Origin of the sequence: Photorhabdus akhurstii (assembly GCF_019090985.1) — a bacterium.
GTDB classification, from domain to species: domain Bacteria; phylum Pseudomonadota; class Gammaproteobacteria; order Enterobacterales; family Enterobacteriaceae; genus Photorhabdus; species Photorhabdus akhurstii.
Map to the genome: position 1 here is coordinate 2,866,219 of NZ_CP020335.1, position 20,437 is coordinate 2,886,655.

General features: G+C 42.2%; 17 protein-coding genes, 1 tRNA gene and 4 other RNA genes. 13 read left to right on the top strand and 9 right to left on the bottom strand.

Annotation, left to right across the window (positions count from 1 at the left end; all coding sequences use genetic code 11):
• Positions 1–17: 17 nt before the first annotated feature.
• On the bottom strand, positions 18–1,661 hold the full coding sequence (locus B0X70_RS12505) for an ABC transporter substrate-binding protein (RefSeq protein WP_217469476.1): 1,644 nt from the start codon (positions 1,659–1,661) through the stop codon (positions 18–20).
• Between the two features lie 553 nt (positions 1,662–2,214).
• Entirely contained in the window at positions 2,215–2,859 is a 645-nt protein-coding gene (locus tag B0X70_RS12510) for a YchE family NAAT transporter (protein WP_036805668.1), read from the bottom strand.
• Between the two features lie 410 nt (positions 2,860–3,269).
• On the opposite strand from B0X70_RS12510, the gene adhE reads away from it, so the two are divergent.
• Entirely contained in the window at positions 3,270–5,900 is a 2,631-nt protein-coding gene (gene adhE, locus B0X70_RS12515) for a bifunctional acetaldehyde-CoA/alcohol dehydrogenase (protein ID WP_217469477.1), read from the top strand.
• 131 nt (positions 5,901–6,031) lie between these two features.
• Here the strand turns inward: adhE and B0X70_RS12520 are convergent, their stop codons facing one another.
• Entirely contained in the window at positions 6,032–6,637 is a 606-nt protein-coding gene (locus tag B0X70_RS12520; protein ID WP_036805664.1) for a thymidine kinase, read from the bottom strand.
• Positions 6,638–7,281: 644 nt separating this feature from the next.
• On the opposite strand from B0X70_RS12520, the gene hns reads away from it, so the two are divergent.
• Complete coding sequence (hns, locus tag B0X70_RS12525) at positions 7,282–7,686, top strand: histone-like nucleoid-structuring protein H-NS (RefSeq protein WP_036777152.1); 405 nt, start codon at positions 7,282–7,284, stop codon at positions 7,684–7,686.
• A gap of 297 nt (positions 7,687–7,983) precedes the next feature.
• On the opposite strand, the gene B0X70_RS12530 is transcribed toward hns, so the two are convergent.
• From B0X70_RS12530 to rssB, 4 genes are all read right to left on the bottom strand, one after another.
• The gene (locus tag B0X70_RS12530; RefSeq protein WP_105397374.1) at positions 7,984–8,997 is read right to left on the bottom strand and encodes an NAD-dependent epimerase; all 1,014 of its coding nucleotides are present in this window, start codon (positions 8,995–8,997) and stop codon (positions 7,984–7,986) included.
• An 8-nt stretch (positions 8,998–9,005) separates the two neighbouring features.
• Positions 9,006–10,349: a UDP-glucose dehydrogenase family protein gene (locus tag B0X70_RS12535; protein WP_036805653.1), complete on the bottom strand. Its 1,344-nt coding sequence runs from the start codon at positions 10,347–10,349 to the stop codon at positions 9,006–9,008.
• Positions 10,350–10,372: 23 nt separating this feature from the next.
• On the bottom strand, positions 10,373–11,335 hold the full coding sequence (gene galU, locus B0X70_RS12540; RefSeq protein ID WP_044466996.1) for a UTP--glucose-1-phosphate uridylyltransferase GalU: 963 nt from the start codon (positions 11,333–11,335) through the stop codon (positions 10,373–10,375).
• 380 nt (positions 11,336–11,715) lie between these two features.
• Positions 11,716–12,741: a two-component system response regulator RssB gene (rssB, locus tag B0X70_RS12545; protein ID WP_036777158.1), complete on the bottom strand. Its 1,026-nt coding sequence runs from the start codon at positions 12,739–12,741 to the stop codon at positions 11,716–11,718.
• Positions 12,742–12,899: 158 nt separating this feature from the next.
• Here rssB and B0X70_RS12550 point away from each other — a divergent pair, with 158 nt between their 5' ends.
• Positions 12,900–13,379 (top strand): YchJ family protein, encoded by a 480-nt coding sequence (locus B0X70_RS12550; RefSeq protein ID WP_217469478.1) that lies wholly within the window; start codon positions 12,900–12,902, stop codon positions 13,377–13,379.
• Positions 13,380–13,424: 45 nt separating this feature from the next.
• A complete protein-coding gene (purU, locus tag B0X70_RS12555; RefSeq protein WP_217469479.1) occupies positions 13,425–14,273 on the top strand; it encodes a formyltetrahydrofolate deformylase in 849 nt (282 codons plus the stop codon).
• A gap of 177 nt (positions 14,274–14,450) precedes the next feature.
• On the opposite strand, the gene B0X70_RS12560 is transcribed toward purU, so the two are convergent.
• Both B0X70_RS12560 and B0X70_RS12565 read right to left on the bottom strand, forming a co-directional pair.
• Positions 14,451–14,864, bottom strand: a complete 414-nt coding sequence (locus tag B0X70_RS12560; protein ID WP_110087358.1) for a type II toxin-antitoxin system HicB family antitoxin — start codon at positions 14,862–14,864, stop codon at positions 14,451–14,453.
• A 58-nt stretch (positions 14,865–14,922) separates the two neighbouring features.
• Positions 14,923–15,102: a type II toxin-antitoxin system HicA family toxin gene (locus B0X70_RS12565; protein ID WP_036805646.1), complete on the bottom strand. Its 180-nt coding sequence runs from the start codon at positions 15,100–15,102 to the stop codon at positions 14,923–14,925.
• Positions 15,103–15,155: 53 nt separating this feature from the next.
• Here B0X70_RS12565 and B0X70_RS12570 point away from each other — a divergent pair.
• The 9 genes from B0X70_RS12570 to otnI all read left to right on the top strand — a co-directional run bounded on the left by B0X70_RS12570 (position 15,156) and on the right by otnI (position 20,435).
• A non-coding RNA gene (locus tag B0X70_RS12570) (RtT sRNA) lies at positions 15,156–15,290 on the top strand.
• A gap of 166 nt (positions 15,291–15,456) precedes the next feature.
• Positions 15,457–15,601, top strand: a non-coding RNA gene (locus B0X70_RS12575) — RtT sRNA.
• A 180-nt stretch (positions 15,602–15,781) separates the two neighbouring features.
• A non-coding RNA gene (locus tag B0X70_RS12580) (RtT sRNA) lies at positions 15,782–15,909 on the top strand.
• Between the two features lie 163 nt (positions 15,910–16,072).
• A non-coding RNA gene (locus tag B0X70_RS12585) (RtT sRNA) lies at positions 16,073–16,217 on the top strand.
• A gap of 150 nt (positions 16,218–16,367) precedes the next feature.
• Positions 16,368–16,452, top strand: a tRNA-Tyr gene (locus tag B0X70_RS12590).
• A 370-nt stretch (positions 16,453–16,822) separates the two neighbouring features.
• Positions 16,823–17,728 (top strand): L-threonate dehydrogenase, encoded by a 906-nt coding sequence (ltnD, locus tag B0X70_RS12595; RefSeq protein WP_217469480.1) that lies wholly within the window; start codon positions 16,823–16,825, stop codon positions 17,726–17,728.
• Positions 17,728–19,005 (top strand): 3-oxo-tetronate kinase, encoded by a 1,278-nt coding sequence (gene otnK / locus B0X70_RS12600; protein WP_217469481.1) that lies wholly within the window; start codon positions 17,728–17,730, stop codon positions 19,003–19,005. The genes ltnD and otnK overlap by 1 nt, the downstream gene beginning before the upstream one ends.
• A complete protein-coding gene (gene otnC, locus B0X70_RS12605) occupies positions 18,998–19,636 on the top strand; it encodes a 3-oxo-tetronate 4-phosphate decarboxylase (protein ID WP_046397687.1) in 639 nt (212 codons plus the stop codon). The genes otnK and otnC overlap by 8 nt, the downstream gene beginning before the upstream one ends.
• A gap of 22 nt (positions 19,637–19,658) precedes the next feature.
• A complete protein-coding gene (gene otnI, locus B0X70_RS12610; protein WP_217469482.1) occupies positions 19,659–20,435 on the top strand; it encodes a 2-oxo-tetronate isomerase in 777 nt (258 codons plus the stop codon).
• Positions 20,436–20,437 lie beyond the last annotated feature (2 nt).

Consider the following 20,437-nt stretch of genomic DNA (forward strand, 5'->3'; position numbering starts at 1 on the left):
AACTCTTTTGAATAAAGCTACTGTTTAATTTTTTTCATATACAGTCGCTTAATATCCATATAATCCAATGGGTCTTTCCCTGAAAACCCTCCCACTGATGGGCTAACAAGCCTTACACTCACCCGGTAATAAACGGGAATCAGCACCGAGTCTTTATCCAGTTGAAACTCAGCTTGTTGATATAATTTCTTACGCTCAATAGCGTCCTTAGCGATTAATGCCTGCTCCAGATAGCTATCAAAATTTTTATTCTGATAGAACGCCGTGTTATTACTGCTGTCTGACAGCAACATGTTTAAAAACGCCGTAGGTTCATTGTAATCAGCACACCAGGTTGCTCTAGTCACCTCATAATTCCCTTGATGGCGGCTTTCAAGAGAGGTTTTCCATTCCTGATTCTGCAAAATCACATCCGCCCCCAGATTCTTTTTCCACATGGATGCGGCGGCGATAGCCTGCTGTTTGTTTTGCTCAGAGGTGTTGTACAACAAGGTGAACTTCAATGGATTCGCCTGATTGAAACCGGCCTGGGCTAACAATTCTCTGGCGCGTTTATTGCGCTGCTCCTGTGTCCAATTAGCCCATTCTGGCTTAACAAAATCGCCGCCACCGATAAATGTTGGCGTAAAACCATAAGCCGGTATTTGCCCCTGCCCCATAATTTTTCCGGCAATAATATCCCTATCGAGACTTAACTTGACGGCTTCGCGGACTCTGACATCAGTAAACGGCGGTTTTTTATTGTTAATTTCGTAATAAAACGTACAAAGATAAGGACTGACGCGAACCTGATCAGGAATCTCTTTCTTCATTTTCTGATACAGAGTCGGGGGAATAGCTCTGTTGGTGATATTTATCTCTCCACTGCGATAGCGGTTAATATCACTGGTTTCAGATTGAAGGGGTAAAAGAGTCGCTTGATCAATAACTGTTTTTGCATTGTTCCAATATCGAGGGTTGCGTTCGATCACTATCCGCTCATTGACCACCCACTCTTTCAACGAATACGCCCCATTACCGACATAATTTTCTGGCAACGTCCATTTATTACCCAACTTTTCAACTACATCCTTTTTCACCGGTTTCATTGCCGTATGACTGAGCATACTGACGAAATAAGGCACGGGATGCGTCAGAGTCACCTGTAAACGATGATCATCCAGCGCTTTGACGCCCAACTGATCAGGCGATTTTTTACCCCTCAGAACATCACCAACATTTTCAACGTAAGCATATTGAAGATAGCTGGCATAAGGTGAACCCACTTTGGGATCAGCTAATCGCTGCCAGCTATAGACAAAATCGTGGGCAGTGACAGGCGTTCCATCACTCCATTTAGCATTATCACGCAGATAAAAAGTCCATACCTTGTAATCCTGATTTTCCCAATGGGTGGCAACGCCTGGCACAACTACTCCCTCGGAGCCGGTACTTACTAACCCTTTCAGGAGATTAAGAATAATGTTGGTTTCTGGTACGCCTTCGACTTTATGCGGATCAAGCGAAGCAACCTCTGTGCCATTATTAATAATAATTTGCTGTTTATCCGCAAGTTTCACACCATCTGGAAGTTCAGCGGCAGACACGGCTGTAACAGGAGATGCTGATAATAAAAATATACAGCAAATAAACTTATATAATTCTAATTGTTTGATCTTCATTTTTTACCTCCAATTTGATGGACTTGTTCATTCCACATATCCCATCAAGGCCGGTATCTTCACATTATTTAGCCCAAAGTAACGGATTAAATATTAAAGCGGACTTATCATATCAACTGTTAAAATATCGCACCCATATTGCAAAAATCATCCTTACAAACAACTTAGTGCGACCTATTACATTAATTGATAAAACACGCCAATAACCACTATAACTAACTGATATTTATCAAATTATCAACTTTAAACTTAACTAAAATAGTAAACAAAGCTAGACCAAAGATGAAAATAAACATAATTTTAACAAATTGCAATCAATGCAAATTAAAAACCTACATTCATCACAAAACAGTGGTGGAAGCAACCAGTTACACATTGAACTAGCAGGAAAGAATAATTTAGAAAAATATTGGGTTATTTGTATAAAATTCAGGGAGTACCGGTAAAAGAAGTGAGAAAAGCCTATGATATAAGCTTTATAATAAAAATGATAAGAATATTATAATTTGTAATTTCACAAGAAAGAAACTAACACCTTTTATCGTAAATCATATCAAAGCAACCCTGGGAATAGCGCCCTGATCCCTGTCACAATCAGTTCAATTCCCAAAGACATCAACAGCAACCCCATAATTCGAGTGATAACGTTAATACCTGTTTGCCCCAGATATTTGACGACTAAAGGTGCAGACCGAAATAATAACCAGCAGCAAAAAGCAAACAATGCACTGGTAAGCACCAACCCAAGAAAATTCTGCCATCCCTGATAACGAGAACTCCAGACAATACAAGAACTGATTGCACCGGGGCCTGCCATTAGCGGCAATGCCAGCGGCACAACACCAACACTTTCTCTAATGGCGGTTTCCGACTTTTCCTGCTTATTCTGTTTGTCCTCTCCAAGCTTGCCGTTAATCATCGACATCGCGATGGTCACCACCAAAATTCCGCCTGCAATACGAAAAGAGTCAATGGAAATGCCGAACATACGTAGTATTGAGTCACCTAACAGTAAAGCTGTCCATAAAATGATGGCAACAGAAGTATTGGCAATCAAGTTAGTTCTATTACGAGCCGACTGGGCTTGGTAGTGAGTCATACTGATAAAAACCGGCAAAATACCAACAGGATTGACCAGTGCAAACAACCCAACAAAAAACTTAATGTAACCAGAAAGATCCAGCAGTAAGTCACCCACAAATAACCTCTACAAAGTTACGCTGTGTTATTAAAAACACTCTCATGATTGTTCACCCAAAAATCATAGAAAACTTAATTTTTTCTTCACTTTATACTGGTAAAGTTCCATTTTCCATCGACCGCAACGTATTTTACAATTTAAAATATCTTATATAACAAGTTGTTAACCCAATATTTTCATCAGATTAGAAATTTAACCTTATTAACTCTAATTTACACCCATCCAATAATAACTATCACCGACCTAAGCTGAAAGGAGTCAGCTTGGGGTTTATGTGATTAAGATCAATATATATTTAATACCAAATGGTAACCTGTAGCTACCAAAAAATCACCAGGCTAAATAGTCTAAAAAATACTTATTCATTGATATTAAAAGATTTTTAATATTTTCAGGAGTACTTCTTTATGACTGTAACTCATGTTACTGAACTGGGCGAACTGGTTGCCAGGGTAAAAAAAGCACAACGTGAATTTGCTAACTTTTCTCAGGAGCAAGTTGACAAAATCTTCCGCGCTGCGGCTCTTGCAGCAGCAGACGCACGTATCCCTTTAGCAAAATTAGCTGTAGCAGAATCTGGTATGGGCATTGTCGAAGACAAAGTGATCAAAAACCACTTTGCTTCCGAATATATCTATAACGCTTATAAAGATGAAAAAACCTGCGGCATTTTGTCTGAAAACAAAACATTCGGCACCATCACTATCGCTGAACCTATTGGCTTAATTTGCGGTATTGTGCCAACCACAAACCCAACATCTACCGCTATTTTTAAGGCTCTTATCAGCCTAAAAACCCGTAACGGTATTATTTTCTCCCCCCACCCTCGCGCTAAAAAAGCAACAACCAAAGCAGCAGAGTTAGTTCTGCGTGCTGCGGTTGCGGCAGGGGCGCCAAAAGATATTATTGGCTGGATTGATGAACCCTCTGTTGAACTTTCCAATGCATTGATGCATCACCAGGATATCAATCTGATCCTGGCAACCGGTGGTCCAGGGATGGTCACAGCGGCATACAGCTCTGGCAAGCCCGCAATCGGCGTCGGTGCCGGCAACACCCCAGCTGTCATTGATGAATCGGCTGATATTAAACGTGCTATTGCGTCTATTCTGATGTCCAAAACCTTTGACAACGGCGTCATCTGTGCTTCAGAACAATCCGTTATCGTGGTGGATGCTGTTTATGAACAGGTCCGTAAACGATTTTTTACACATGGCGGTTATCTGTTACAAGGCGAGGAATTGAAAGCTGTTCAAGATATCATTCTAAAAAACGGTTCTTTAAATGCGGAAATTGTTGGTCAACCTGCAACAAAAATTGCCGAAATGGCAGGCATCCATGTTCCTGAAAGGACCAAAATCTTGATTGGCGAAGTGAGTTTGATTGATGAAACAGAACCCTTTGCTCACGAAAAACTATCCCCGTTGCTCGCTATGTACCGTGGTAATAGCTTTGAAGATGCCGTAGAAAAGGCAGAAAAATTGGTTGAAATGGGTGGAATTGGTCACACTTCCTGCTTGTATACCGATCAGGACAATCAGGCGGCACGAATCAAGTATTTCGGCGATAAAATGAAAACGGCTCGTATTCTAGTGAATACACCTGCTTCTCAGGGAGGTATCGGCGATCTCTACAATTTCAAGCTTGCTCCATCTCTGACACTAGGTTGTGGCTCCTGGGGAGGAAATTCCATCTCTGAAAATGTCGGGCCAAAACACCTTATCAACACCAAAACCGTGGCGAAAAGAGCAGAAAATATGTTGTGGCATAAACTTCCGAAATCAATTTACTTCCGTCGCGGTTCCCTGCCTGTGGCATTAGAAGAAGTTGCCACCGACGGTGCAAAACGCGCCTTTATCGTAACGGACCGTTTCTTATTCAATCATGGCTATGCTGATCAAGTCACTGATGTGCTGAAATCCCACGGGATAGAAACAGAAGTTTTCTTTGAAGTTGAAGCAGATCCGACTCTAAGCACTGTTCGTAAAGGTGCGGGACAAATGCACTCATTCAAACCGGACATTATTATCGCCTTGGGGGGAGGCTCCCCAATGGATGCGGCCAAAATCATGTGGGTGATGTATGAACACCCTGAAACTCATTTCGAGGAGTTAGCTCTACGATTTATGGATATCCGTAAGCGCATCTATAGATTCCCCAAAATGGGGGTTAAAGCGAAAATGGTCGCTATTACCACAACTTCCGGCACCGGTTCTGAAGTGACACCATTTGCAGTTGTCACTGACGATGCAACCGGTCAGAAATATCCACTGGCTGATTATGAATTGACTCCCAATATAGCTATCGTTGATGCCAATCTAGTAATGGATATGCCGAAATCACTCTGTGCTTTTGGTGGACTGGATGCCGTCACCCATGCTCTGGAAGCTTACGTATCGGTCTTAGCAAACGAATACTCTGACGGACAAGCACTACAAGCACTAAAACTACTAAAAGAGTTCCTGCCTGCCAGCTATCACGAAGGCGCTACTAACCCGGTTGCCCGTGAACGAGTTCATAATGCAGCAACTATCGCAGGGATTGCATTTGCTAACGCTTTCTTGGGCGTATGCCACTCAATGGCGCATAAACTAGGTTCTGAGTTCCATATTCCTCATGGCCTGGCTAACGCACTGCTAATTTGTAACGTTATTCGCTATAACGCTAACGATAACCCAACCAAACAGACTGCATTCAGCCAATATGACCGTCCACAGGCCCGCCGCCGTTATGCTGAAATTGCCGATCATCTCGGTTTATCCGCTACTGGTGACCGGACTGTCACAAAAATTGAAAAATTATTAGCTTGGCTAGAAAAACTCAAATCTGAGCTAGGTATTCCAACATCTATCCGCGAAGCGGGCGTTCAAGAGGCTGACTTCCTGGCAAAAATTGATAAATTATCTGAGGATGCCTTCGACGACCAATGTACCGGCGCTAACCCACGCTACCCACTGATTTCTGAGCTGAAACAATTGCTGTTGGATTCATACTATGGACGAGAATTCACTGAAACCGTTGCAGCAGAAGAAAGCTGATAAGAACAAATTTATTAACTGATTGAATATCACTTAAGGGTGCTGATATCAGCGCCCTTTAACTTACCTCTGCCCTATTGTTAATACAAACTCTCAAACAGAACATCTGACCGCTTCACAGAAAAGCGCCATTACATGTTGCTTCTTTCGCTTTTCCTCGCCTCACTGACAGCATCCATATAGTGCTTACGGCAAACAGAAACATATTTTTCATTGCCGCCGATATCAACTTGTTCGCCATCATAAATGACCACACCTTCGCTATCCAAACGTAATGTACGGTTTGCCTTGCGTCCACAGTGACAAATAGTTTTCAACTCAACTAACTTATCAGCCCACGCCAAAAGATACTGGCTACCGCTAAAAAGCTCGCCTCTAAAATCAGTTCTCAGCCCATAACAAAGAACCGGAATATCATCATAGTCAGTCACCTTACATAACTGTTCAATCTGTGCTTTCGTGAGAAAATGGCACTCATCAATCAGCACACAATGCACTTTTGCCTGCTTATTTTCATTTCTGATCAACACGCCAATATCCGTCTGTTGACTAAACAGAAGTGCATCAGAAGATAATCCAATCCGAGAATTAACTTTGCCCTTTTCAAACCGGGTGTCAATTTCTGCGGTAAACACCAGCGTTCTCATCCCTCTTTCATTATAGTTATAAGAGGATTGCAACAGGGATGTCGATTTCCCAGCATTCATTGCGGAGTAATAAAAATAAAGTTGAGCCATCAGCCCTACCCCTTAACAAAATTTATAAAGCCATATAGTCAGATGAGTTTACCATAAACTTTCGTCGTGATTATCCATCCCAGTAAGCTACACCGGTTGATATAGCGAAATATTTAGCTTAGTGATGTCTTAATGATTCATGACCACCATCACACCAGCCAAGTAATAAAGCGCATTTGAATGACAAATGTTCATGTTTAAATTAAGAAACGAAAGCCAGACTGATTTGTTGCATATCGTATGCAAATTAATAATGTGCGTGATTGACTTCCAGAAAACGGTAACAGTAAATCAGCGATAACTCATGGATTAGTCATAAGTTTTTTTTAACTTAGTATTATTCTGCTTTAGCAGGTATGATAAGAAACAGTTAAAATTACTTACCGATTTAGTATATACCTGGTTTATAAATTAGAGAGATTATCATGTCCCCCCTTTGTTAAAGGTACCCTGAACATGTTATTGGGGAATGACAATCGAAATAGCTGTATAAAAAGCGCTATATAACTTTTGTAAAGAAATTACGTTTAAAAAAAAGAGCCATTTTATCCGAATATGATAAATTGACTATTGCAGAAAATAAAATAGCATTCTATTATTATATCCACATCAGCCATCATCATTAATAATTTGAGACCAGGACAATGAGCGATTTAAAAACCCTAAATAACATCCGTACTTTACGAGCTCAAGCAAGAGAATGCCAACTTGAGTTCTTGGATGAAATACTTGAAAAACTGACCGTCGTTGTTGAAGAGCGTCGTGAAGAAGAAAGTCAGGTACAAGCTGAATTAGAAGAACGTACACGTAAATTGGAAGAAGTTCGTAAAATGATTCTTGACCAAGGAATTGATCCAAGCGAATTACTTCAGACAATGAGCGCCGGCAAATCTGCTGGTAAAACGAAACGTCCTGCTCGTCCAGCTAAATACCAATATGTTGATACAAACGGTGAAACTAAAACTTGGACTGGCCAAGGACGTACACCTGCTGTTATCAAAAAAGCAATTGAAGAAGAAGGAAGAACTCTGGAAAGTTTCTTGCTCTAATTCATTGTTTTTAAAGTTAATTTAATTAAAAACACCCTTTTAAAATAGAAGGGTGTTTTTATTATTAAACAGCTTAGATAACAAAAGAATTAATGTCTCTCGAATGAGCATGTATAAGTATCCTTGGGAAGGATTTAGTCGGATTGCACGTTTTTCTATCATTTCTTTACGATAAAGCAGGCTAGTTACTCGTTTAGCCAATGCCTAGGTAAATTAATAGTCAAACAGGCGCAACTATTTACTTCCCTCTGGTCACTGTCGTTGATTCAATAGAAAAGGAGCCAATGGCTCCTTATCTTATTTAGACTTATGATAGAAACTCAAATACCACTCTACAAACTGCTTCACACCCTGCTTCACAGGTGTATTTGGGGCAAACCCTATTTTTTGAAAAATGTCACTTGAATCAGCACAGGTCGACAGAACATCACCATCTTGCATGGGCATAAAATTTCTCTTAGCCTGAATGCCTAATGATTCTTCTATTGCCTCAATAAAATCACCTAGTCTAGTTGGTTGACCATTACCAATATTATAAATACAGTAAGGGGCAGAGCTGGCAGATATTTGTCCATCTTCAACCGTCCAGCTCTCATTTGGTACGGGAATGATGTCTTGCAATCTGATTATCGATTCAACAATATCATCTATATAAGTAAAATCTCTAACCATCTTACCGTGGTTATAAACATCAATAGGCTGTCCTGATAACATAGCCTTGGTGAACTTAAATAAAGCCATATCAGGACGTCCCCACGGGCCATATACGGTAAAAAAACGCAAGCCGGTCGTTGGCAACTGATAAAGATGAGAGTAACTGTGAGACATTAATTCATCTGACTTTTTCGTTGCTGCATATAGAGAAACTGGATGATCAACTGAATCGTTTGTAGAAAACGGTTGCTTTCTATTTAATCCATAAACAGAACTAGAAGAAGAATATAATAAATGCTCAACATTATTGTGACGGCAACCTTCCAGGATATTGATATGCCCTATTATATTCGAATCAATGTAAGCCATTGGGTTTTGCAACGAATAGCGAACACCCGCCTGAGCTCCTAGATGGATAACCCGTTGGAATTGGTGTCGGGAAAAAAGATCAGGAATGGCTATTCTGTCAGCCAAATCCAGCTTTTCAAATTTAAAACCTGGCTTATCAAATAATAGATCTAACCGTGCTTGTTTGAGACTCACATCATAATAGTCATTAAGGTTGTCGATACCTACAACCTCATGCCCCATTTGCAATAATCTCTGGCTCACATGAAAGCCAATAAAACCAGCAGCGCCTGTAACTAAGAATTTCATTGTATTACTCAGATAACCGGATTAATGGATGCGCCACGACCAATCCCATAATAAGTAAAACCCCGGGATTGCAGGCGCTCAGGATCATAGAGATTTCGGCCATCAAAGATAACCGGCGTCTTGAGAGACTCTTTTATGACATCAAAATCTGGCGCACGAAAACTTTGCCATTCAGTACAAATGATCAAGGCATCGGCCCCTTTCAGCGCCGCTTCTTTAGTCCCCATCAAGAATAAATCATCGCGCTGACCATAAATACGCTGAGCTTCCTGCATCGCCTCCGGATCGTAAGCCTGTATTTTGGCTCCCGCCTGCCATAATGCTTCCATCAAAACACGGCTTGACGCTTCACGCATATCATCAGTATTCGGTTTGAACGACAATCCCCAGACAGAAAATGTCTTACCGGATAAATCTTCACCGAAATGGCGCGTGACAAAAGAGGGCAATTTATGCTTTTGCAGTTCGTTCACTTGCTCTACGGCACGAAGAATTCTAGGCTGATAACCAATTTGCTCTGCGGTACGAATCAACGCCTGCACATCTTTTGGGAAACAGGAGCCACCATAACCACAGCCCGGATAGATAAAATGATAGCCAATACGGGAATCAGAACCAATTCCTTGACGAACATGCTCAATATCAGCGCCAAGCATTTCTGCTAAATTAGATATCTCATTCATAAAACTGATTTTCGTTGCCAACATACAATTAGCAGCATACTTCGTCAGTTCTGCGCTACGGATATCCATCACAATCATACGATCATGATTACGATTAAACGGTTCGTACAATTCATGCATCAGGTCAACAACTCTTTCATTGTCACACCCAATAATAATCCGCTCAGGGCGCATACAATCTGCAACGGCCGCTCCTTCTTTAAGGAACTCAGGGTTAGAAACCACATCAAATGGAATATCAATATTACGTTGACGCAAAGTCTCATTAACAACAACATTAACTTTATCCGCGGTACCAACAGGAACCGTAGACTTATCAATAATGACCTTATAGCTCTCCATATATTCCGCAATAGTACGAGCCACCGCTGTCACATACTTTAAATCTGCTGAACCATCTTCATCAGGAGGCGTGCCGACAGCAATAAATTGTAATTTACCGTGCGCAACACCGGCCTTTGCATCCGTACTAAAATTCAGGCGGCCTTCTTCATAGTTTTTTTTAACCAGTGGAGCTAAACCAGGTTCAAAAATGGGAATTTGACCATTTTTCAAATTTTCAACTTTATTCGCATCTATATCAATACAAAGAACATCATGACCGACTTCTGCTAAAACCGCCGCCTGAACTAAGCCAACATAACCGATACCAAATACCGTAACTTTCATATAATACCTAAATTTCCGTAAAATTATTCTTTAACCCGATCCTGCAAAGCCATTAACCAATCAGTAAACTCTTTGCCCAAAGTATGATGTTTCATACCATACCGGACAAATGCTTGCATATAACCAAGTTTATTGCCGCAATCATGGCTTACACCCTGCAAGTGATAGGCTTCCACAGACTCCTTTTCTATTAACATCGCAATTGCATCAGTAAGTTGAATTTCATCACCGGCACCTGGTGCTGTTTTTGCTAATAATGGCCAAATTTTCTCGGACAACACATAACGGCCAACAATAGAAAGATTTGATGGCGCTTCTTTCGGTTCAGGTTTTTCAACTACACGCTTAATTGGTTTGCTATCACCGGGTTGCAGATTTTCTCCCTGGCAATCGACAATACCATAACTAGAGACCTCTTCATGAGGTACAGGTTCTACTAATATTTGGCTAGCGCCCGTTTCATTATACCGGACCAACATTTCGCTCAGATTATATTTAGTCAGATCCGTACTAAACTCATCAAGAATAACATCAGGGAGTATCACAGCAAAAGGTTCATCACCAATTAAAGGCTTGGCGCATAACACCGCATGCCCTAATCCTTTAGCAATTCCCTGACGAGTTTGCATAATGGTGACATGACTTGGACAAATAGATTGAACTTCATCCAACAACTGACGCTTCACCCTTTTCTCAAGGATAGCCTCTAACTCAAAACTGGTATCAAAATGGTTTTCAATTGAATTTTTTGATGAATGGGTCACCAAGATAATTTCATTAATGCCAGCGGCAATACATTCATTAACGACATACTGAATAAGCGGTTTATCCACTAAAGGCAACATCTCTTTAGGAATTGCTTTCGTAGCAGGCAACATCCTCGTTCCCAAACCCGCTACTGGAATAACGGCTTTCTTTACTATTTTTTCTACTGATAGTTTTTTTACTGATGGTTTGTTTACCGATAGTTCGTTTACCGATGGCATTAATCTTTCTCCCGATGTTTTTTGGCTGAAACAAATCCGTTTTCAACTCAAAATCAGTGCCGATTCTTTAATAAGGCATCATTATTACTGATTATTTTATGTCAATAAACCGAGCGCGGAAACCGGTGCATACACAGAGTTCACTGCCTTGTTTACCCCTCTGACCACGCAAAAAGTTATCACTTTTACCTGAGCAACGCTAAATCCGCTCTTTGTACCAAAGAGCGGCAAATAAAATAGCCTGATTAGATAGATTCCAAGCATAATAAGCCAAGTATACCAGCTAATTCCCTCCGATAAACAGCACCATTCTGTTTAATTACATTACCGTGACCTAATGTTTAAAATCCATTTTAAACAAAATTCCACCTTGGTAATATTCACCCAGAATACATTGAAGAAAGCATCAGATTTATTTGACTATTTGTATTCCAAATCCGACATTGCCATTCAGCACTATGCGAGCAAACCTGATTCGAACAAATCGTTCTCAACGTCCCAAGAGGAACACCACTATCTAATTGGATTTGACGATTACCCGATTTAATACTGGCATGTAACCCTGCGGAAGTGAGCAAAACCGTTTTATTGATTGTATGATAATACCCAAGCAGCAATGGAAACTGCCCTTGTAACCCTGCACCTGCCAACAAGTTATTAATTCTATTTAGAATACCTGCCATACTGGGTAAACGCCGGGAATGGTGAACGATATGCTCTTGCAACAAACTGTTAAATACGACTCTAAGTAATAATGCCGAAATCACACCATACTCTTTTGAGCGGCTAATATCTAGACAATAAAAAGCCAATTCATTGTCAGATAACGCCGCCATATCGAGAATCAACCCTGGTTTATCAATCATATTCAATTTTCGGTAATTCACTTTACAGTGAGCGATAACTTGAGACACTGGAGGTTGTAACTGCTTAAGCATATTTAATGCTTCATCTGAATTATGCTTTAGCGTTAACCAATCCTTATTCAAGTTATTCTGCTCAATCGCGCCAGACATAAAGACCGTAGGATGTAAATAGGCCAACACCGATTTTTTTATCTCATTAAGATCTGAAACAGGTTTTAATAAAACATCTTTTGCTCCCAAACGAAGCACCTCATCAATTTCGGCCATCTTGTTAGTTGCTGAAATAATAATAACTGGAATACTAATACCCTCACTCGTCAATTTCGCAATAAATTCAATGCCATTCATAACCGGCATATCCAAATCACATAAAATAAGTTCAATATGAGCTTCGCGTCCTAGCACCTGTAGTGCAACAGCCCCATTAGATGCGACTAATACCTTAGCGCCCAACGTTTGCAAATACCCTGCCAGCAAAGAACAAAAAACGGGTTCGTCCTCCACAATCAGAATTTTTTTGCCTGCCAATGCCTTTTCCATAAATGCGCTCCCTTACCTTAATATTGCGACCTTCACCTTTTCTTAGGTACTATCACTCATATTAGTTCAATTAAGTGACTATCATTTGTTCTCTTACGTTTCTTTGCAATAGAAAACCCATAAAAATGGTATTTCACCCTTTACAATTTGGAGTTATTTTGACAGAGCTATGTCCTTGTGGTAGTGGAATAGATTTTGCGGATTGCTGTTCCCCTTATCTCCAAAACATAAAATTTGCGCCGACAGCCGAATCACTGATGCGTTCTCGATACAGTGCCTATGTAAAGCACAACGCCGATTATCTTATTACCAGTTGGCATCCTGACTGCCAGGCTGAAAAGTGGCGTTTAGATCTAGAACAGAGTTTTATTGTTACCCAATGGCTCGGACTAAATGTTATTACAACTGAAAAAGGCAAAAATGATAACGAAGCCTATGTTGAATTTTCAGCTTGCTTTCTTGATCAGAAATCCCAAGATAAGCAACTTATTCATGAACGTTCACGTTTTCTTCGTATAGACCAGCGTTGGTACTATATTGATGGTGTAAAACCTATTGATGGCGTAAAACCTCAAATTGGCCGTAATAGCCCCTGCCCATGTGGTTCAGGTAAAAAATACAAAAAATGTTGTGGTTAAGATCCACAAACAGAAAACGCAAAATATTTAAGGACAATCCCATTCATGCAACATCAACATATACAAAAGAAAATTCTACGCACCATTTGCCCTGATGCCAAAGGACTGATCGCCAAAATTACGAATATTTGCTACAAACACCAACTGAATATAGTTCAGAATAATGAATTCGTCGATCATCGCACCGGCCGCTTTTTTATGCGTACTGAGCTTGAAGGAATTTTCAATGATGAGACATTTCTTGCTGATTTAGATGATGCGCTTCCGATGGGTTCTCAACGGGAATTAAATAGTGCGGGGCGTCGGCGTATTGTCATTATGGTGACAAAAGAAGCGCATTGTCTTGGGGATTTGCTCATGAAAAGCGCTTATGATGGGCTTGACGTTGAAATTGCTGCGGTTATCGGCAACCACGCAACATTACAACCGTTGGTTGAGCAATTTGGCATTCCTTTCCACTTGATTAGTCATGAAGGTTTAACCCGTGAACAACATGATGAAAAACTGATTGCCCAGATTGACCAATACAAACCTGACTATGTGGTATTAGCTAAATACATGCGAGTACTGACGCCAGAATTTGTCCAGCATTATCCAAATCAGATTATTAACATTCACCACTCCTTTTTACCTGCATTTATCGGGGCGCGTCCTTATCATCAGGCTTACGAGAGAGGGGTAAAAATCATCGGAGCAACCGCGCATTATGTGAATAATAACCTGGATGAAGGTCCAATTATTACTCAGAAGGTCATTAACATAGACCATACATACACTGCTGAAGATATGATGAGAGCGGGCCGGGATGTTGAAAAAAATGCTCTGAGCCATGCTCTATATTGGGTTCTTGCTCAGCGGGTTTTTGTTTACGGCAACCGTACTGTAATTCTTTAAAACTGAATTAATTAGGCCCAAAAGCAGCACACAGTAGCTACTTTTCAAGCACATGCTTTACAGCGGCGATTTATTTGATGTGATTCTGGCCGCTGTAAGCAGTAGCAGTGACTTTTCAAAAGTGGCAAGTCATCCTTCCCCCGCCACCACAAACAGACCGCTTATTTATTCACAACACTAAATACCGTTTTGCAATTCATGCAAAGCAGCCACTTGCAAAAAGTGGCTACGATTCTTATACAGGTTTGGACTTGCTTTAACTTGATCATCGATTTTCTTTGATAACAAATCAGGCAGAGTGACGTTGAATTTTGTCGATTTACCCAAATATGGTTCAACATCAACGTCAATTACAGCCCATGCCCACCCTGAGTATTCTTCATCTTTGATCCAGTAATCTAATGGCTTTGCTTCAGGGGGTAATTGGTTCATTTCGGCCAATAACTCTAAATGCCCAGAGATAGCTTCCTTGGCATTTTTTATTACATCCTCCATTGAATCACCTGCCGAGAAACAACCTGATATATCGGGCACAACCACGCCGTAAGCGTGGTTCTCATCACCAATTTCAATCGCAATAGGATATAACACGTTATACTCCTTCAATAATTTTAAGAAATTTGATTAGTGCAGATGCAGATAAGGGGGCTTACAGCCCCACTTGCTTCTGTATTTTCCTAAGCAATCCCACTTTGATTTCCTGTTTGGGATGTGGAATTGTCAACAAGTCATTACGTTCAGGGTGTTTAAAATGATGATGACTCCCGTTGATTCTTACCAGTACCCACCCTTTTTTCTCAACTTCTTTGATTAAATCTGCACTTCTCAAATCAACTCCTATCTGTTTAACCTGGCAATAACAATAACCCCAATAACTCCAAATATCAATAAAAAATAACCTCGATAACCCTATTTAAATTAGGTTCGAGTTGAGCGCAGCGAAACAACAATGCGGCGCTTGCGACGCGTTGGCCCGCAGGGCGAGGAACGCAGTGACGAGTCATCCTTCCCCCGCCACCAGCAAACAGACTACTTATTTGCTCACAACAAGATCAATAAGGGTAGAAAACCAACATATCGTCACTTATTTTTCAATATATGCTTTACAGTAGCGGTTCATCTGATGTGATTCCGGCCGCTGTTAACAACAGTGATACTTCTCAAAATCGGGTGGGGTTCCCGAGCGGCCAAAGAGAACAGACGGTAAATCTTCCGTCACAGACTTTGAAGGTTCGAGTTGAGCGCAGCGAAACAACAATGCGGCGCTTGCGACGCGTTGGCCCGCAGGGCGAGGAACGCAGTGACGAGTAATCCTTCCCTCACCACCAGCAAACAAACCACTTATTTGCTCACAACAAGATCAATAAGGGTAGAAAACCAACATATCGTCACTTATTTTTCAATATATGCTTTACAGTAGCGGTTCATCTGATGTGATTCCGGCCGCTGTTAACAACAGTGATACTTCTCAAAATCGGGTGGGGTTCCCGAGCGGCCAAAGGGAGCAAACAGTAAATCTTCCGTCACAGACTTTGAAGGTTCGAGTTGAGCGCAGCGAAACAACAATGCGGCGCTTGCGACGCGTTGGCCCGCAGGGCGAGGAACGCAGTGACGAGTAATCCTTCCCTCACCACCAGCAAACAAACCACTTATTTGCTCACAACAAGATCAATAAGGCTGGAAAATCAGCATATAGTCACTTATTTTTCAATATATGCTTTACAGTAGCGGTTCATCTGATGTGATTCCGGCCGCTGTTAACAACAGCGATACTTCTCAAAATCGGATGGGGTTCCCGAGCGGCCAAAGAGAACAGACGGTAAATCTTCCGTCACAGACTTTGAAGGTTCGAGTTGAGCGCAGCGAAACAACAATGCGGCGCTTGCGACGCATTGGCCCGCAGGGCGAGGAACGCAGTGACGAGTAATCCTTCCCTCACCACCAGCAAACAGACTACTTAATTTGCTCACAACAAGATCAATAAGGCTGGAAAATCAGCATATAGTCACTTATTTTTCAATATATGCTTTACAGTAGCGTTTCATCTGATATGATTCCGTCCGCTGTCAACAACAGTGATACATTTCAAAATCTGGTGGGGTTCCCGAGCGGCCAAAGGGAGCAGACTGTAAATCTGCCGTCACAGACTTCGAAGGTTCGAATCCTTCCCCCACCACCACAAACATCCTTCAAGCCTTACAAACAAGCCCAATAAGAACGCATTCCTCATTTGGGGAAAAGTCGAGAACCTTCGTCAAGGTTCAAATCGTCATCCACAGCCCCAGACTAACTAACACCTCTAAAAGAACTCAACTAAACGCGCTTACCCACCTTAGTGTGCTCTCACAACCCTATTTTCTATCACACCATTATGTGAAACCTAACATTCCACAATCACCCAACATAAACCATATAAATCAAATAATTAAAATAAAAGTCATCTTCAAACAGCAGGCATTCGAATGTGATAACCATCGTGTATTTGTGAAATTTCGTGTGAAATAATTATAAAAAATAACAAATTATAACAACAACACCAGGGAACCATCATGAACCAATCAACACAAAAAATAGGAATTATAGGATTGGGGGCTATGGGGATGGGAATTGCCCGCGCGTTAATACGCGCGGGTATTCCCACATATGGATTTGACTTAAATCCAAAAGCCTGTGACCAGCTTCTGCAAGCGGGCGCTAAAGTAGCAACAAACAACGCAGCAAACTGGGCATCAGAGCTGGATGCTATCCTACTCGTCGTCGTCAATGGCGCTCAAATAGAAAGCATACTGTTCGAAGGCGAAACACCGCTAGTCAACCAACTAAAAGCCGGTACGATCATTGTGCTTCACAGTACCGTTGCCGCAGGACAAGCTAAAGATTTTGCCCATCGTCTTAACCAATACAATCTCAACATGCTGGACGCACCTATTTCAGGTGGCGCACTAAAAGCCGAACAAGGCCAACTTACTGTTATGGCTTCTGGTGAGCCAGCATTATTTGAACAACTAAAACCCGTATTTGATGCAACCACCGAACGCCTCTACCATGTCGGAAATGAAATTGGTCAAGGATCTACCGTTAAAACAATCCATCAATTACTTGCAGGTATACATATTGCAGCCGCCGCAGAAAGTATGGCATTGGCAGCCAAAGCCGGTATTTCCCTAGAATTGATGTACGATATTGTAACCCACGCTGCCGGTAACTCTTGGATGTTTGAAAACCGCGTCCCCCATATTCTGGCGGGAGATTACACTGCCAAATCCTCTGTCGATATTTTTGTCAAAGATCTGGGATTAGCATTAGAAACAGGTAAGGATCTGAAATTCCCATTACCATTATCAGCCGCTGCCCATCAAATGTTCCTTGCCGCCAGTAACGAAGGTTTCGGCCAATGGGATGACAGCGCGGTGATCAAAACATTTAAAGGCATCGCTTTGCCGGAGAAAAAATAATGACCATTAAATTGGGCGTTATCGCCGATGACTTTACCGGCGCAACCGATATCGCTGGTTTTATGGTGCAAAGCGGCTGGCAAGTCGTCCAGCTACTGGATACGCCTGATGAAAATACCGCCATTCCACAGAACATTGATGCTATTGTTATCAGCCTGAAAAGCCGTTCCTGCCCGATAGACGAAGCGGTAAATAACGCGGTGAAATCCTGCCGTTGGTTACGTCAGAAAGCCGGTTGTCAACAAATATTCTTCAAATACTGCTCAACTTTTGACTCTACCGACAAAGGCAACATTGGACCGGTCACCGATGCCCTGATGGATGAACTGAAAACAGACATCACGCTGATCTCTCCTGCCCTCCCGGTTAACGGGCGAACAGTTGTACATGGACATCTATTTGTTAATGGTCAACTACTTAATGAAAGCGGCATGCAGCACCATCCCGTAACACCCATGACAGATGCCAATCTGCTACGTCTAATGGAACAACAGGCTCAGGGGAAAGCAGATCTGGTGGATTTGGCATGTGTACACCAGGGAGAACAGGCAATCCGCGAACGAATAAATCATTTACAGCAACAAAACATACGTTACGCGGTAACAGACACTCTCTCCATGAATGACTTACTGCCTATTGCCAGAGCGGCATCAGAACTGAAATTAATCACTGGGGGTTCCGGCCTTGGCGCTGCCCTTGCCAGCACCGACACCGGTAAGCCATTGATGCCATGCCAACTGGAAGGGGCAACCCCACCCGCCGAGAATAGACGCACTGTGATCCTTTCCGGCAGTTGTTCCGTCATGACCAACAAACAAGTTGCCCTGTACCAGAAACTGGCCCCTGCTAAGGCCCTGAATATTGATTCATGCATCAAAGATCCACAATATGCCGAAAAACTGGTCGCGTGGGTTATTCAGCAATCCCAAAACCATCTGGCACCCATGCTATACGCCACTCAACCCCCAGAAACATTACAGAAAATCCAACAACAATACGGTGCCGCCACTGCCAGTGAAGCAATAGAAAACACCTTCGCCAAGGTTGTAAAAAGCCTGTGTCAGCTCGGATTCAATACCTTTATTGTCGCAGGCGGTGAAACCGCCGGTAAGATAGTACAAAGTCTGGATATCAAACAGTTCAATATCGGTGCGCCAATCGCCCCGGGCGTACCTTGGGTACACGATCGACAACACAACTATTGGCTGGCATTAAAATCAGGCAACTTCGGCAATATTGATTTCTTCCTGCATGTACAGGAGATGTTTCATGAGTGAACAAGCACTACGGATAGAATTAGTCGAATGGGCTCGCTCAATGTTCTACCGGGGTTATAGCAGCGGCGGCGCAGGTAACATCAGTGCCAAACTGGAAGATGGCGCGATTATCATCACGCCGACCAACTCCAGTTTTGGCGACTTGCAAGCCGATCGCCTGAGTAAGCTGGACGCGGAAGGTAACTGGCTATCCGGTGACAAACCCACCAAAGAAGTTTCCATGCACCTGGCAATGTATCGCAACCGTCCCGAATGCCGTGCGGTGGTCCATCTACATTCCCCTTGGTTAACCGCCCTTTCCTGCCTATCCAATCTGGATAAAAGTAACTGTCTGCCACCCATTACGCCCTACTATGTGATGCGAGTTGGAAAACTGCCCTTGGTCAAATACCTACCACCAGGAGATGAAAGAATCGGCGAGGAAATTGCGAAGCTGGCCGCAAAACACAACGCAATCCTCCTATCCAACCACGGACCTGTTGTCGGCGGCAAAACTTTACGGCAAGCTTTTTTCAATGCAGAAGAATTGGAAGATACCGCACGGCTCTATTTAACGTTACTGCCACATGGTTTCACCACATTAAATGAAGAGCAAGTACAAGAACTTGAAACTCGTTACCCCAAGAACTGAGTAAACAAACAAGGAATTCATCATGGCTAAATTTGCGGCAAACTTGAGCATGATGTTCAACGACGTACCTTTCACAGAACGTTTTGCCCGTGCAGCTAAAGCTGGATTTAAAGGCGTTGAATACCTGTTTCCTTATGAAGCGGCAGCGGAAGAACTGGCTGCCCTATTAAAACAGCATCAATTAACCCAAGTTCTGTTCAACATGCCCGCCGGAAACTGGGCCGCGGGAGAAAGAGGGATCGCCTCTATTCCTGGTCGTGAAAAAGAATTTGTCGAAGGTGTACAAACCGCGCTGAAATATGCACTGGCGCTGAACTGCAAGCAAGTTCATGCGATGGCAGGAAAACTGGATGCCCAATTTCTGATACAACAACGCGAGTGTTATATCAGCAACATTCAACATGCCGCTGATGTGATGGCAGAACATAACATCAACGTATTAATTGAACCGATTAATACTCGTGATATGCCAGGTTACTTTCTGACGACTCAACATCAGGCTGAAACATTACTTAAAGCCATTGACCGTCAAAATGTTTTTATCCAGCTAGATCTTTATCACTGCCAGATTATGGAAGGGGATTTGCTCCGCACCATTGAGCGTCTATGGGGTAAATTCAGTCACATCCAGATTGCCTCCGTACCCGAACGCCACGAACCGGATAGCGGCGAGGTGAACTATCCGTGGCTATTTAATAAACTAGATGAAATGGGCTATCAAGGGTGGTTTGGCTGTGAATATCACCCCGCCGGTCACACAGAAGATGGTCTGAATTGGTTGACCAAAGTACAGAAATAATC

Bases quoted from the DNA above. Each gene is read 5' to 3' on its own strand.
- B0X70_RS12505 (WP_217469476.1), bottom strand. From the start codon at position 1,661: ATGAAGATCAAACAATTAGAATTATATAAGTTTATTTGCTGTATATTT.
- adhE (WP_217469477.1), top strand. From the start codon at position 3,270: ATGACTGTAACTCATGTTACTGAACTGGGCGAACTGGTTGCCAGGGTA.
- B0X70_RS12520 (WP_036805664.1), bottom strand. From the start codon at position 6,637: ATGGCTCAACTTTATTTTTATTACTCCGCAATGAATGCTGGGAAATCG.
- hns (WP_036777152.1), top strand. From the start codon at position 7,282: ATGAGCGATTTAAAAACCCTAAATAACATCCGTACTTTACGAGCTCAA.
- B0X70_RS12530 (WP_105397374.1), bottom strand. From the start codon at position 8,997: ATGAAATTCTTAGTTACAGGCGCTGCTGGTTTTATTGGCTTTCATGTG.
- B0X70_RS12535 (WP_036805653.1), bottom strand. From the start codon at position 10,349: ATGAAAGTTACGGTATTTGGTATCGGTTATGTTGGCTTAGTTCAGGCG.
- galU (WP_044466996.1), bottom strand. From the start codon at position 11,335: ATGCCATCGGTAAACGAACTATCGGTAAACAAACCATCAGTAAAAAAA.
- rssB (WP_036777158.1), bottom strand. From the start codon at position 12,741: ATGGAAAAGGCATTGGCAGGCAAAAAAATTCTGATTGTGGAGGACGAA.
- purU (WP_217469479.1), top strand. From the start codon at position 13,425: ATGCAACATCAACATATACAAAAGAAAATTCTACGCACCATTTGCCCT.
- ltnD (WP_217469480.1), top strand. From the start codon at position 16,823: ATGAACCAATCAACACAAAAAATAGGAATTATAGGATTGGGGGCTATG.
- otnK (WP_217469481.1), top strand. From the start codon at position 17,728: ATGACCATTAAATTGGGCGTTATCGCCGATGACTTTACCGGCGCAACC.
- otnC (WP_046397687.1), top strand. From the start codon at position 18,998: ATGAGTGAACAAGCACTACGGATAGAATTAGTCGAATGGGCTCGCTCA.
- otnI (WP_217469482.1), top strand. From the start codon at position 19,659: ATGGCTAAATTTGCGGCAAACTTGAGCATGATGTTCAACGACGTACCT.